The organism is Vreelandella aquamarina, assembly GCF_044805175.1.
GTDB lineage: Bacteria > Pseudomonadota > Gammaproteobacteria > Pseudomonadales > Halomonadaceae > Vreelandella > Vreelandella aquamarina_B.
Genome location: NZ_CP085232.1, coordinates 602,967 through 615,587, shown reverse-complemented (window position 1 = coordinate 615,587; position 12,621 = coordinate 602,967). Strand labels below are relative to the sequence as shown.

At 60.0% G+C, this 12,621-nt stretch carries 8 protein-coding genes; 2 read left to right on the top strand and 6 right to left on the bottom strand.

Going from position 1 to position 12,621, the window contains the following annotated elements; translation table 11 throughout:
* Nucleotides 1–17 precede the first annotated feature (17 nt).
* Together LG300_RS02900 and LG300_RS02895 are read right to left on the bottom strand one after the other, a co-directional pair.
* The gene (locus LG300_RS02900) at nucleotides 18–641 is read right to left on the bottom strand and encodes an L-threonylcarbamoyladenylate synthase (RefSeq protein WP_404376923.1); all 624 of its coding nucleotides are present in this window, start codon (nucleotides 639–641) and stop codon (nucleotides 18–20) included.
* Nucleotides 642–715: 74 nt separating this feature from the next.
* Entirely contained in the window at nucleotides 716–1,657 is a 942-nt protein-coding gene (locus LG300_RS02895) for a PHP domain-containing protein (RefSeq protein WP_404376922.1), read from the bottom strand.
* 134 nt (nucleotides 1,658–1,791) lie between these two features.
* On the opposite strand from LG300_RS02895, the gene LG300_RS02890 reads away from it, so the two are divergent.
* Together LG300_RS02890 and mnmC are read left to right on the top strand one after the other, a co-directional pair.
* Nucleotides 1,792–2,091, top strand: a complete 300-nt coding sequence (locus LG300_RS02890) for a YciI family protein (RefSeq protein WP_404376921.1) — start codon at nucleotides 1,792–1,794, stop codon at nucleotides 2,089–2,091.
* A gap of 158 nt (nucleotides 2,092–2,249) precedes the next feature.
* Complete coding sequence (gene mnmC, locus LG300_RS02885; RefSeq protein ID WP_404376920.1) at nucleotides 2,250–4,280, top strand: bifunctional tRNA (5-methylaminomethyl-2-thiouridine)(34)-methyltransferase MnmD/FAD-dependent 5-carboxymethylaminomethyl-2-thiouridine(34) oxidoreductase MnmC; 2,031 nt, start codon at nucleotides 2,250–2,252, stop codon at nucleotides 4,278–4,280.
* On the opposite strand, the gene LG300_RS02880 is transcribed toward mnmC, so the two are convergent.
* The 4 genes from LG300_RS02880 to smc all read right to left on the bottom strand — a co-directional run bounded on the left by LG300_RS02880 (nucleotide 4,274) and on the right by smc (nucleotide 12,612).
* Nucleotides 4,274–4,546: a YheU family protein gene (locus LG300_RS02880; protein ID WP_044629984.1), complete on the bottom strand. Its 273-nt coding sequence runs from the start codon at nucleotides 4,544–4,546 to the stop codon at nucleotides 4,274–4,276. The two genes, mnmC and LG300_RS02880, sit on opposite strands and share 7 nt — an antisense overlap.
* Complete coding sequence (gene ligA / locus LG300_RS02875; RefSeq protein WP_404376919.1) at nucleotides 4,543–6,579, bottom strand: NAD-dependent DNA ligase LigA; 2,037 nt, start codon at nucleotides 6,577–6,579, stop codon at nucleotides 4,543–4,545. The genes LG300_RS02880 and ligA overlap by 4 nt, the downstream gene beginning before the upstream one ends.
* A gap of 90 nt (nucleotides 6,580–6,669) precedes the next feature.
* The gene (gene zipA / locus LG300_RS02870; RefSeq protein WP_404376918.1) at nucleotides 6,670–8,457 is read right to left on the bottom strand and encodes a cell division protein ZipA; all 1,788 of its coding nucleotides are present in this window, start codon (nucleotides 8,455–8,457) and stop codon (nucleotides 6,670–6,672) included.
* Between the two features lie 654 nt (nucleotides 8,458–9,111).
* Nucleotides 9,112–12,612, bottom strand: coding sequence for a chromosome segregation protein SMC (smc, locus tag LG300_RS02865; RefSeq protein ID WP_404376917.1), 3,501 nt, complete (start codon nucleotides 12,610–12,612; stop codon nucleotides 9,112–9,114).
* Between the last annotated feature and the right edge of the window lie 9 nt (nucleotides 12,613–12,621).

The window sequence follows — 12,621 nt, the reverse complement described above, 5'->3', positions numbered from 1 at the left end:
CACAGCTCACCCTATCGCTAGGCTTGGAACGGCGTAACGTCCCCGCGTCCTTCCCGGATAATTTTTGGTGGCAACTCGCGCAGGTCAATCACACTAGTGGGGTCGAGATGGCAGGCACCGCCATCAATAATCAGATCCAGCTGGCCACCAAAACGCTCGCGGATCTCCTCCGGGTCGCTCATCGGCAGCTCCTCGCCTACCGGAATCAGCGTCACACTCATTAGCGGCTCGCCCAGTGCCTCCAACAGCGCGTGGGTAATGCGATGGTCGGGCACACGCACGCCGATAGAGCGGCGCTTGGGGTGCAGCAGCAGGCGCGGCACTTCGGTAGTGGCATCCAGAATGTAGGTATACGGGCCGGGAGTGTGAGCCTTCAGCAGCCGGAATACGGCGTTATTCACTTTGGCGTAGGTACCGATTTCGGAAAGGTCCGAACACACCAGGGTAAAGTTGTGCTTGTCATCCAGCGAGCGTAGCCATTTGATCTTTTCTATGGCCTTTTTTTCGCCTAGGTGGCAGCCCAGCGCATAGCCTGAATCCGTGGGGTAGGCCACCACCCCACCCTGGCGGATGATGTCGGTGGCTTGGTCGATCAGCCGCTTTTGCGGGTTTTCCGGGTGAATCTGAAAATATTGGCTCATCGATGACTCCTCGGTAGGCATTTGTTAGCAAAGATGTTTAGTAATCTCGCTTTCAGCTTAGCTGATTCAACCGCTTAGCACCCACGCGCCAGTATACCGCTGGAGGCATCGTGCAGGTGGGCCAAGCGGGGATGCTGCCAAATCGGCGGCGCGGCGGTGCGGGGCACCGGACTCATACTGCCAGGAGCCGCGTGGCTGCCAGGAAAGTGAAAGTCGCTACCCAGCGAGGCGTACAGCTCCCGCTCGACCAGTTGGCGCGCCAGATCGCGGGTGATGTCCGGGTTTTGCTGGCCGCTCACCAGCTCTACGCCTTGGCCGCCGGCTTCCATAAAGGTATCCATCAACAGGCCTCGCTTGCGACGGGTTAGCCCGTAGCGCAGCGGGTGGGCCAGCACGGCCACCCCACCGGAGGCCACTACCCAACCCACCGCCTCGCTAATCTCCGGCCAGTGGGCTTTTACATCACCCTTCTTGCCGCTGCCCAGGTAACGCTTGAACGCTCCGGCCCAATCGGCTACCACGCCTTCCGCCACCAGCGCCCGGGCGAAATCGGGCCGCCCCAGGGGGCGGTCGCTACCTGCCTGGGCGCGGGCTTTTTCCAGCGCGTTGGGCAGGCCCATTTTCTCTAGCCGCTCGGCAATCACTTCGGCACGTTTGATGCGCGCTTCCCGCTGCCGTTCAAGCCCCTCTATCAACGGCCCCTGCAGGCCACCGGGCATCAGCGCGACCACGTGAATATTGATCCCCTGCCAACGGGTGGATAACTCGCATCCTGGCACCAAGCAAAGCCCCGCTTGCTGGGCGGCATGGCCCGCCTCTTCGATGCCCTCCATGGTGTCGTGGTCGGTGAGCGCCATATGGGTCACCCCACGCTCGGCGCATAGGGTGACCAGCTCGGTGGGGGAAAGCGCCCCATCAGAAGCGGTTGAGTGCATGTGCAGATCAACCGAATAACGTTGGTCAGCATCAAAGGCGGTAGGCAGTGCAGCGGCAAGAGCGTTAGGAAGTAGTGGCATTAGCATGACGCCGTGTGGCGAGTTTGTCAGAATAGGCGTGTTGAACACGAACAAGCTCGCCATGGTGCGCGCTAACCGGGGTGCGGTCAATGCTATGGCCGATACGTTACCCCTACCTTCAAGGAGTTATGCCCATGCTTTACGCCATTATCAGTGAAGATGTTGCCAACAGCTTAGAGCGCCGCTTAGCAGCCCGCCCCGACCACCTCGCACGTCTTGAAGCGCTGCGCGATGAAGGTCGCCTTGTACTGGCTGGCCCGCACCCGGCGATTGATTCCAGCGACCCCGGCGAAGCGGGCTTCAGCGGCAGCCTGGTCGTGGCGGAATTCGAGAGTTTAGAGGACGCCCAGGCTTGGGCAGATGCCGATCCATACATCATTGCCGGGGTCTATGCCAAGGTAATTGTTAAGCCGTTCAAGAAAGTTTTGCCTTGACCAATAGGGGCGAGTGTGGAGGGTCCGCCCGCTTTTTCACAGAGCCTGTGGAAAACTCTGTGAAAACTCGGCGGACGCTTTTCTATAAGCCAGAGATAGCGCCCTGATTAACAAATTGATCATTTTTTAACCAGACACTCACCACCACGGATGCCCGCGTGACCCAACGCCCTTCTCTCACCCCCACCCTGCCCCCGCTCGCGGCGTTAACCGCCCCACAGCTGACGTGGAACGACACTTCTCCCCACTCGGACGCCTTCGACGACGTCTATTTTTCCCGTGAGGATGGGCGAGCGGAAACCGAGCATGTTTTCTTAGGGGCGAACCAGCTTCCCGAGCGTTTTGCGGCGTGGCGGGAGGCGCGGGCCTTCGTAATTGGCGAAACGGGCTTTGGTACCGGATTGAATATGCTGTGCGCCTGGGCCTGTTTCGAGCAGCATGCCCACGAAGGCGCTCGGCTGCATCTGTTATCCACAGAAAAATTCCCCCTTGGGCGGGAAGCACTGGCGCGCGCCCTGAGCGCCTGGCCGTCGCTAGCCGGTTATTCACAAGTGCTGTGCGAACTATGGCCAGAGGCGGTGAGCGGCGTTCACCGCTTGCATTTGAGCGAACGCGTCACCCTTGACCTGCATTTTGGCGACACCACCGAGCGGCTGAGCCTGCTGGATGGTCAAGTGGATGCCTGGTTTTTAGATGGCTTCGCGCCCTCTAAAAACCCGGATATGTGGCAGCCGGAACTGTTCGAGGCCATGGCCGCCCGTTCCCGCCCTGGCGCCACCTTTGCCACCTTCACCTGTGCGGGCATCGTCAAGCGCGGGCTGAAAGCGGCGGGGTTTCACTGGAAAAAAGTGCCGGGGTTTGGACGTAAGCGAGAGATGCTAGCGGGCGGTATAGAAGCCCCGCCTACAGATACGCGGCGCAACGCGTCGCCCTGGTTTACGCCCCCTGCCCACCGCGACGCAAAGCACGTGATTGTGATCGGCGCGGGCATGGCAGGCAGCAGCGTAGCGGCAGCGCTGGCGAAGCGCGGCAAGCAGGTGACGGTGATTGAGCGTGACGCCCCTGGCGCGGGCGGCTCCGGCAACCGCCAAGGGGCGCTCTATGTGAAGCTGGCGGTGGAAACCAATCATCAAAGCCGCTTCTATTTCTCGGGGTTACTGTATAGCCAGCGCTGGTTTAGCCAACTGGCGGCGGCCACCCCCCAAGAGCCGCCGCTCTGGCAGCCCTGTGGTGTATTGCAGCTGGCGTTAAGCGATAAAGAGGCGAACCGCCAGCAGCGCTTTATGGCGAATCATCCGCTGCCGGAGTCCGTTGTCTCCTCAAAGACCAATGCGCTAGGCGAGCTGGCGGACGTGCCGGTATCGGCCTCTCAGGGGCTGTATTATCCGCAGGCGGGATGGGTACAGCCAAAAAAGCTCTGCGAGCAGTGGCTGCAGCACGCCAATATCACCCTACACCAGGGCGAGGTCACTGAACTGAGGCAAACAGCTCAAGTAGCAGGCGCGTGGCAGGTGGCGCTGGCCAGCGGCGAAACGCTGCAGGCCGACCATGTGGTCATCGCCACCGCGTCATTGGCTAACCGGTTTACTCAAACCGCCGAGCTGCCGTTGCAGCAGGTGCGCGGCCAGGTGAGCGAACTAACGCTGCCCGAAGGCACCGAAGCGCCAGCGAAAGTGGTGTGTGCCGGTGGCTATGTGTCGCCGCCAATAGAGAACGTGCTGACCTTTGGCGCGAGCTTTGTGCCCAATAACGCTACGACCCACGTGGCCACAGAGGAGCACCAGCGCAATATCGACGAGCTGCGCCAAGCACTGCCGGAGTGGGCCGCCGCGCTTGAGGCATCCGGCGTTTCGTTAAGCCCAGCGGCGCTAGGGGGCCGGGCAGCGGTGCGGGCCGCCAGCCCCGATAAAACACCTTACGCTGGGCCGGTGCCCAATGCGGCGGCGTGGCGGCGGGATTACGCCGTGCTAAGTAAGGATGCCTCTAAGGTGCCGCCCATCACCGGTGAACACTACCCAGGGCTGTGGATCTCCACCGCCCACGGCTCCCGAGGGCTGGCCAGCGCGCCGCTGTGCGCGGAAGTCATCGCATCGCGTCTCTGCGATGAACCGCTTCCCATCGAGCAGCCATTGGCTGACCACCTTCACCCAGGGCGGCGCATCATTAGCGCGCTGGTGCGGGCTCAGTAATCGCCCTCTTCTTCGTCATCTGCTAACTCTCGCCCAAAGGAGCGCCACTGGGCGAGGGTCATCACTTCGGTCATTTCCAGCTCTAGGTCGTGGGCAATGATCAGCTCGTGTCGGTCAAGCTGCTGCTTAAGCTCAGCGACCCAGCCGCTCATGCCTTCGCCGGTATCGGTGGTGTCGTAGCCTTGGCGGGTGACAAAGGCTTCCAGTAGCGCGGTGAGGGTTTCCGGCGGCAACATGCGCGCCGGCACTTCGATAAATCGGCTCATTCGCTCTGCTCCCAGGCAGCCAGACGCTCGATAAAGGTGGCTTCGTCGATCACCTCTACCCCTAGCTGCTCGGCCTTGGTTAGCTTGCTGCCGGCGGCTTCGCCCGCCACCAAGCAGGTGGTTTTTTTCGAGACACTGCCCGCTACTTTGGCTCCTAGCGCCTGAAGCCTCGCCTTGCCTTCGTCACGGGTCATGCTCTCCATGGCGCCGGTCAGCACCCAGGTTTGACCCTCTAGCGGCGTGGGGCCTTGAGTAGCCTCTGACTCTTGCCAAGTAATGCCCGCCTCGATCAGCGCTTGCAGTGTTTCCAGGTTATGGGGCTGGCGGAAGAAGGTGTGGATATGCGCCGCTACTACAGGGCCTACATCGTTCACCGCTTCCAGCGCTGCTTGATCGGCGTCTTGCAGCGCTTGTAGCGTGCCGAAATGGTTAGCGACGTTGGCCGCCGTGGCTTCGCCCACCTCACGGATGCCCAGCGCGTAGATAAACCGCGCCAGGGTAGTCTGTTTGGCTTTTTCCAGGGCGTTAACCAAATTAGTGGCGGATTTCTCCCCCATACGCGGCAGGCTCTTGAGCTGTTCGACGCTGAGATGGAAGAGATCAGCAGGCGTTTTCACCCACTCCTGATCCACCAACTGTTCAATCAGCTTTTCGCCCAAGCCATCGATATCCAGCGCTTTACGACTGGCAAAGTGTTTCAGCGCCTCTTTACGCTGGGCAGCGCAGTAAAGCCCACCAGAGCACCGGGCCACCGCTTCACCCTCTAGGCGCTCAATCTCTGAGCCGCACACTGGGCAGTGGTCGGGGAAGATAATGGCCCGGGCATCCGCCGGGCGCTGGTCGATATCCACCCGCACCACTTGGGGAATCACATCCCCTGCGCGGCGAATGGCTACCGTATCGCCAATCATCACGCCCAAGCGAGTAATCTCATCGGCGTTGTGCAGCGTGGCGTTGGAGACGGTAACGCCCGCTACGGTCACCGGCGCCAGGCGCGCCACCGGGGTAATCGCGCCGGTGCGGCCTACCTGGAACTCCACATCGTTTAGGGTCGTGACTTCTTCTTGAGCAGGGAATTTAAACGCTACCGCCCAGCGGGGCGCGCGAGCCACAAAGCCCAGCTCCCGCTGGTGGCGCAGGTCGTTGACCTTAATCACCACGCCATCAATGTCGTAGCCTAGCTGGTCGCGTTTTTCACCTAGTTGCTCGCAGTAATCCACTACGGCCTCAGGGCCATGCATCGTGGTTAGCTCCGCGCTGGTACGAAATCCTAGGGTAGATAGCCGCGCCATCAGCGCGCTGTGGGTGGGATCACCCAAGTCGGGCTCCAGGCGCGCAGCTTGGTAGGCGTGAAACTCCAGCGGGCGGGTGGCGGTAATGCGCGGGTCAAGCTGACGCAGACTACCGGCAGCGGCGTTACGGGGGTTGGCAAACACCTTGCTACCTTCTTCTCTGGCGCGCTCATTCAACGCTTCAAAGCCCGAGTGGCGCATAATCACTTCGCCACGCACTTCCAGTAGCTCAGGAACGTTTGTGCCCATCAGCTTGAGCGGCACTGAGCGCAGGGTGCGCAGGTTGGAGGTAATGCCCTCCCCCGTGCGGCCATCCCCTCGGGTGGCACCACTCACTAGCACGCCCTGCTCATATACCAGCGACACCGCCGCGCCATCCAGCTTTGGCTCGCAGCTAAACTCAATCTCGCTAGCCTGACACTCCAAACGCTCTGCCACACGTTCGGCAAAGGCCACGATATCGTCGCGGCTAAAGGCATTATCCAGCGAGAGCATGGGAATGGCGTGGGCAACCTCGGGAAAGCCCTCTGCCGGTGCGGCACCAACCCGCTGAGTGGGTGAGTCGGGGGAAACCAGCTCTGGGTACTCGTCCTCCAGCTGTTTTAAGCGCTGCAGCTTACGGTCGTAGTCGGCGTCGGTTAACGTTGGCTCATCTAATACGTAGTAGCGGTAGTTAGCATCGTCCAGATCGGCGCGCAGTTGGCTGATCTCTTCCAGCAGGGTGGGGTCAAGCTGACTCATTCAGAGGTTCCGAAGACAAATAAAACAGGCGGTGAGTAACAAAAACACCCGCCTTCTTTGAGGAAGGCGGGTGCTAGCGCAACGCGGCGATTAACGCGCCTGCAGCTGGCGGTGCAAACGGTGGCGGCGTTCGAATTCGTGGACCCGCTGCCGTGCAAACTCGATGGTTTGCGCCGTCATCACGCTGCGGTTTTCATCTTTTAGCTCGCCGCCCATGTGGCGTACCACCACCATGGCGGTTTCCACCATCGCTTCAAAGGCGGCGGAGCTATCTAGCGCACCGGGCAGCGGCATCAAGAAGGTGACGCCAGGCGTTACGAACTCATCCATCTCTTCAATGGGGAAAGTGCCGGGCTTGAGCACGTTCACCATCGAGAACTGCAGCTCGCTATCGGGGCTTTCCGTTTCAAAGCGGTTGAATACGCCCATTGTGCGGCAGTAGCGCAGGCCACACGCCATCATCAGCTCAAGCAATTTGCTGCCATCAAACCCATCGGGATCACGGGCTAGCACGCTGATCACTACCAACTCATCAGCATTGGCTAGCGTCTCTTTAGCGTGCTCGCCATTCACATCATGGCGCAGAGCTTTTTCTAATGTGGGGTGAGCGCGTACAACATTGTCTTGGGCTGCATAAACATCATCGTCGTCAAAGCGCTGATAGTGCTCTTGATAGTGCTCTTCATAGCGGCTAGCGCTGTCTGCGTAACGCTCTAATTCAGGCTCGGCATGCGCCTGCTGTCGGGCGTCGCGTTGAGCGGCAGCTTCATTCGCAGCAGCGGCTTCACGAGCTTGAGCTTTTTCTTGAGCGATACGCGCTTTTTCCGCTTCAGCGGCCTGCTTCGCTTCGCGGCGCTGCTCGGCTTCCAGCGCTTTACGTTCGGCTTTTTGTTTAGCTAAGGCTTCGGCCCGCTTGGCTTTTTCAGCCTTTTTAATGGCTTTCTCTTTACGGCGTTCAATGATGCGGCGCTTAAAGGAGCGGCCAATGCCTTCAAAGTCTACCAGCCGATACTCGTCGACCTCGTCATCATCCAGCTCGCGGTCACCAACGGTATCGGCGCGTAGCTGGCGGCGTTTAGGCGAATCGGAGGCGTGCTTGGCAAATACTGCATCTTCCGGCTCGGCACGTAGGACCGGCTCAGGTTCAGGGGTAGGAATTGGTTCAGCAGCCGCTGTCGTTGGCTCTGCAGGGGCTTTGTTATTTTCGGCTTCGGCGCGGGCTTCTTCTGGCTGAGAGTCTGTATGGGCGGCATCCGGCCCAGCGTTTTGCGGCTGTTCAATGGAGGCTTCATCCTTGGCGGAGAGCGGTACCGATGCCGAACCTGCTTGGTGGGGCTGTGCTGTGTCCTCTTCCATGGCACTCATGGACGGCTCCGGGGTCGCTGGCTGGGAGGCTTCTGCGCTCAGGGCTTCTTCGCGTGCGGCGAAAATACTGGGTTCACGGCGCGGCGGTTCGCTTTGGTCACCAACGAAAGCATCAACAGACGGGCGCGTCTTGTTAGTAGCCTTCGTAGGCTTCGCTGTCGCAGGCTTTGGCTTTTCTGAAGATTTTCCTGAAGGCTTTGTAAACGAATGGCGAAACTCAGAAAGCACCTTGGATGGCCCAGGATGTTCCTGACGCTCTAGTTTAGGTTTTTGACCCAGCCCGCTGTAATCAGCAGGCTTGACGACTCGGGCACCGCCATTGGGCAGTTCCCAGTTAATTTCGGCCTCTTTCGCCTCGTCGTCTAACTCTTCTAACTTGGCGGTGGGTAAATCTTTCACCGCTTGATCTAGCCGGGGCACACGACGCTGACGCTGAAGCCTTCGCACACCGTCAACAACGATAAGCGATACCAACGCCAATCCTAGAATGATTAACCACTCTCTTAATTCCATGTCGAGCATTCCATGGGTCATCTAACCGGTTACTAAGGCGCAGTACGTAACTCACCACACCAAAATATGGGACCTTCTGATAAGTCTTCATCTAGCACCAAGCATAGCGTGGTTGCTATGAAATGGGCCACGTTTTGCTAATTTTCACACTTTTTGGCCAACATGCACGATTTTTAAGCAAGGTTTTTAATCTTATCAACCACTGAAAGCGTTATTTTTGCATTTATTTATCTCATTCGCTGCTGACTAGCAACGCAAAATCACGCTTACGACAAGCAGGCAAGCTGCTTAAAACACTCTATTTAAACGTTATGCTAGTGAATGTTCTTCCCTATCGCTAGTTTCTTCCCACACTTACTGCCAGGGTCGCTACTCAGCTCTTACGGGTATATTAGCAGGGTCTGTCTAATAGCACCCTGCTCAGATGGCCTCATACGCGCTCCCCTGCTCCTATAACCCTCTGTTATAAAAGCCATTGCAGCTGCCATTGCTAAGCACTATTCGCCATGACAACACTAGGGGGACGCGCTGGGTATACCGCTATCTGCCAAATAAGGAAATACCTTGAAAGCCGTTTCGCCTTGCTGCTGTTTACCGAACATCGAGATGCCATGCGCCCGTTAAGCGGCTGCGTCTGGCGTAGCGGCGAGGTGGTTACTCCACCAGCTCAGCGGCTTCATCAATACCCACCGAGACCAGCCGCGAGACGCCAGGTTCCTGCATGGTGACCCCCATGAGCCGTTCAGCGGCTTCCATGGCAATCTTGTTGTGAGTGATGTAGATGAATTGCACGTTTTCCGACATCTCTTTCACCAGCTTGGCGTAACGGCCAACGTTAGCATCATCTAGCGGGGCATCCACCTCGTCCAACATACAGAACGGCGCGGGGTTGAGCTGGAAGATAGCAAATACTAGCGATAGCGCGGTCAGCGCTTTCTCCCCACCCGACAGCAGATGGATGGTGCTGTTCTTCTTGCCCGGCGGGCGAGCCATGATGGCTACACCGGTTTCCAGCAGGTCGTCGCCGGTCAGGGTGAGCCAAGCAGCTCCGCCGCCGAATACGCGGGGGAACAGCGTTTGCAGCCCGTTGTTTACTTGGTCAAACGTCTCTTTAAAGCGGACACGGGTTTCCTGGTCAATCCGCTTAATTGCTCGTTCGAGTGTTTCAAGGGCTTCGGTGAGTTCGGCGTGTTGCGCTTCGAGGTAGTTACGCCGCTCGGCCTGCTGCTCGTACTCCTCGATTGCCGCGAGGTTGATGGCCCCCAGGCGGCGGATTTTATCCGAAGTGCTTTCTAGGCGCTCTTGCCAGGCAGGCTCGCTGGCATCGCTGGGTAGCGTGCTGGCAAGCTCATCGGCATTATGCCCCAGTTCCGCTAGCTGCTCGTCTTGGGCTGCTGCTTTTAGCGCCAGCGCCTGTACGTCCATACGCCGCTGCTGGAGCTGCTCGCGACTCTGTTCCAGGTTGCGTTCGTGCTGCTGGCGGGCTAACTCGTCGTTGCGCAGCTGCTCGGCCAGCGCTTGGGCCTGTTGGCGCGTCTCGTTGAGCCGCCGCTCCTGCTGTTCGCGCTGGTGGAGCAGCTCTTCAAGCTCTTCAGCGGCCAGTTCGTTGGGTTCGACCAGCATTTCGCGGGACTCTTCTAGCTCGGCAATGCGTAGCGATAGGCGCTCTTCGGTATCGCTGGAGCGGGCCTGCTGGGCGCGCAGGCTATCGCGCTCTGCTGTTAACCGTTCGCGCTCTAGGGCCAACGCCTGCTGGCGAGCCTTCAGCGGAGCATGCTGCTGATTGAGCTGTTCGCGCTGCTCTCGTTGCCGTTGGCGCTGTTCGGCGCTGGTTTCACGAGCTTCGGCAGCGGCTTCCAACTGCTCCATGGCGGTATGCCAGCGGGCGCGCTGCTCTTCTAGAGTAAGCGTTAACTCTGCTTCATCCTCTTGCAACTGGGCCAGTTCGTCGTCTAGCTCCGTGGCGCGGCTGGCTAAATGCTCCAGGCGCTGGGCAAGCCGCTGCTCCTGTACCGCTAGCTGTTGGCGGGTTGCCGCGTGGTCGCGCTCTTGCTCCGCCTGCTGTTCACGGGCAAGTTCCAGGGTATCGATGGTGTCACTAGTGACCCCGCACTGCTCCTCCAGCAGCGCCAGCGCCTCTTCCGCCTGTTCCCGCTCAGCGGTCAGTTCTTCAAAACGGCGGCGGGTAACCAGCAGCGCATCAACGCTTTCGCCATTCGCCTGCTGATGCAGCCAGCCGCGCCCGCGCCATACGCCGTCTCGGCTCACCACGCTCTCTCCGGAGGCGAGTGCCGGTAGCAGCGCTTCTGCAGCGTCAGCGGTATCGGCATAGTGAATATTGGCCAACCACTCCGTTAGCGCGCCTGCGCCTTTCACCAAATCGCTGAGGCGATTGCCTGCGCCCGCCGTGGCTGTGGAAGGCGGCGCTTGATCAATCAAGCACCACTCCGTCGCCAGCGCTTCGGGCAGCGCGTTTAGCTGATGGGCGGCTACCAGTCGGGCGTTTAACCAAGGGGCGAGTAGCCAGGAAATAACCCGCTCCCAGCCTTGGCTGACCGAAATGGCTTCACCCAAGCGAGGTGCATCGGCGAGGCCATGAGCGGCTAGCGTTTCGCTTAGCTGAGGGTCGTGGTCGGCCAGAGCGGCATCCATCAGCGCCTGCAGCGAGGCAAGTTCACCCTGCTGCTGGCTCAGCGCTGCGCGCTGCTCGTCGCGGGAGGTTACCGCTTGCTGGTAGGCGCTTTTGGCATCGCTGTAGCGCTGCTGCCACTGCTCACGCTCCACTTGGAAGGCGTCGGCACGTTGGTCGGCTTCTTCCAGGCGGGCTTGGTATTCCGCGTGCTCGTTTTGTAACGCGGTCATGTCGGCCAGCTCGCCGCGCTGCTGGCGGCGGCGCTGCGCCTCGGCCTGCAAGCGGGCAATGCGCTGCTCTAGGTCGCGCAGTTTGTCTTGGCTGCGGTCGGCGTCGCGGCTGGCCTCGCGCCAGCGGTTTTCGGCATCAGCCCACTGCTGCTCGGCGGCTTCTAGCGCTGGCGTTGCGTCGGCCAGGGTTTGTTCGAGCATGTCGAGCTGCTCTTCCAGCGCTTCATGCTCGGGCAGCAGCTCGTCAAAGCGCTCGTCGATCACCGCGAGCCGCTCTCGGTCGCTTTCGCTTACCTGAAGCTGCTCGTCGAGATCGCGGCGGGCGGTGGCAATGTCGTTGGCTAGCTGCGCTTCGCGGCTGCGGCGATGGGCCTGGTCCTGCTCTAAGCGGGCTATGCGGGTGGTGGTTTCATAAAACTGCTGCTGGTGGCGGTCCAGCACTTCGGCTAGCTCGTCGTGCTGTTCGCGGGCTTGCTCCAGGCGGGTTTCACACTGGCGAACGCCGAACACGTCTTTTTCGACGGCAATTTCCAGCTCGCGGACGCGGCTCTCTTGGTGGGACTGTTCGGCTCGCAGCGTGCGGCCACGCAGCAGGGCAAGCTCGCCTTTTAAGCGATACTCCTGCTGTTTGAGTTCCTGATAGCGCTTGGCGGCTTCGGCCTGGCGCTTGAGGCGTTCGAGCTGTTTATCCAACTCTTCGCGGATATCATCCAGGCGCTCCAGGTTCTCCTGAGTACGGCGCATCCGGTTTTCGGTTTCCCGACGGCGCTCTTTGTACTTAGAGATGCCCGCCGCTTCTTCCAGGGTGGCGCGCAGGTCATCGGGGCGCGCTTCGATCAGCCGTGAGATCATCCCCTGGCCGATAATGGCGTAGGAGCGCGGGCCAAGGCCGGTACCCATAAACAGGTCGGCGATATCCCGCCGGCGGCACTTCTGGCCGTTAAAGAAGTAGCTGGACTGGCCATCCCGGGTGACCAGGCGCTTAACGGCGATTTCGGCGTACTGGGCGTATAAGCCGCCCATGCCGCCATCACGGTTATCAAACTTCAGCTCGATAGACGCCTGCCCCACCGGCTTGCGCCCGGTAGAGCCATTAAAGATAACGTCGGCCATGGATTCGCCGCGCAGGGTTTTGGCGGAGGACTCCCCCATTACCCAGCGCACGGCGTCGATAATATTGGATTTGCCGCAGCCGTTGGGCCCGACGATGGCTGTCATATTGCCATCGAAGGGCACGGTGACCGGATCAACAAAGGACTTGAACCCAACAAGACGGATAGAGGTTAAGCGCATTGCGACCCT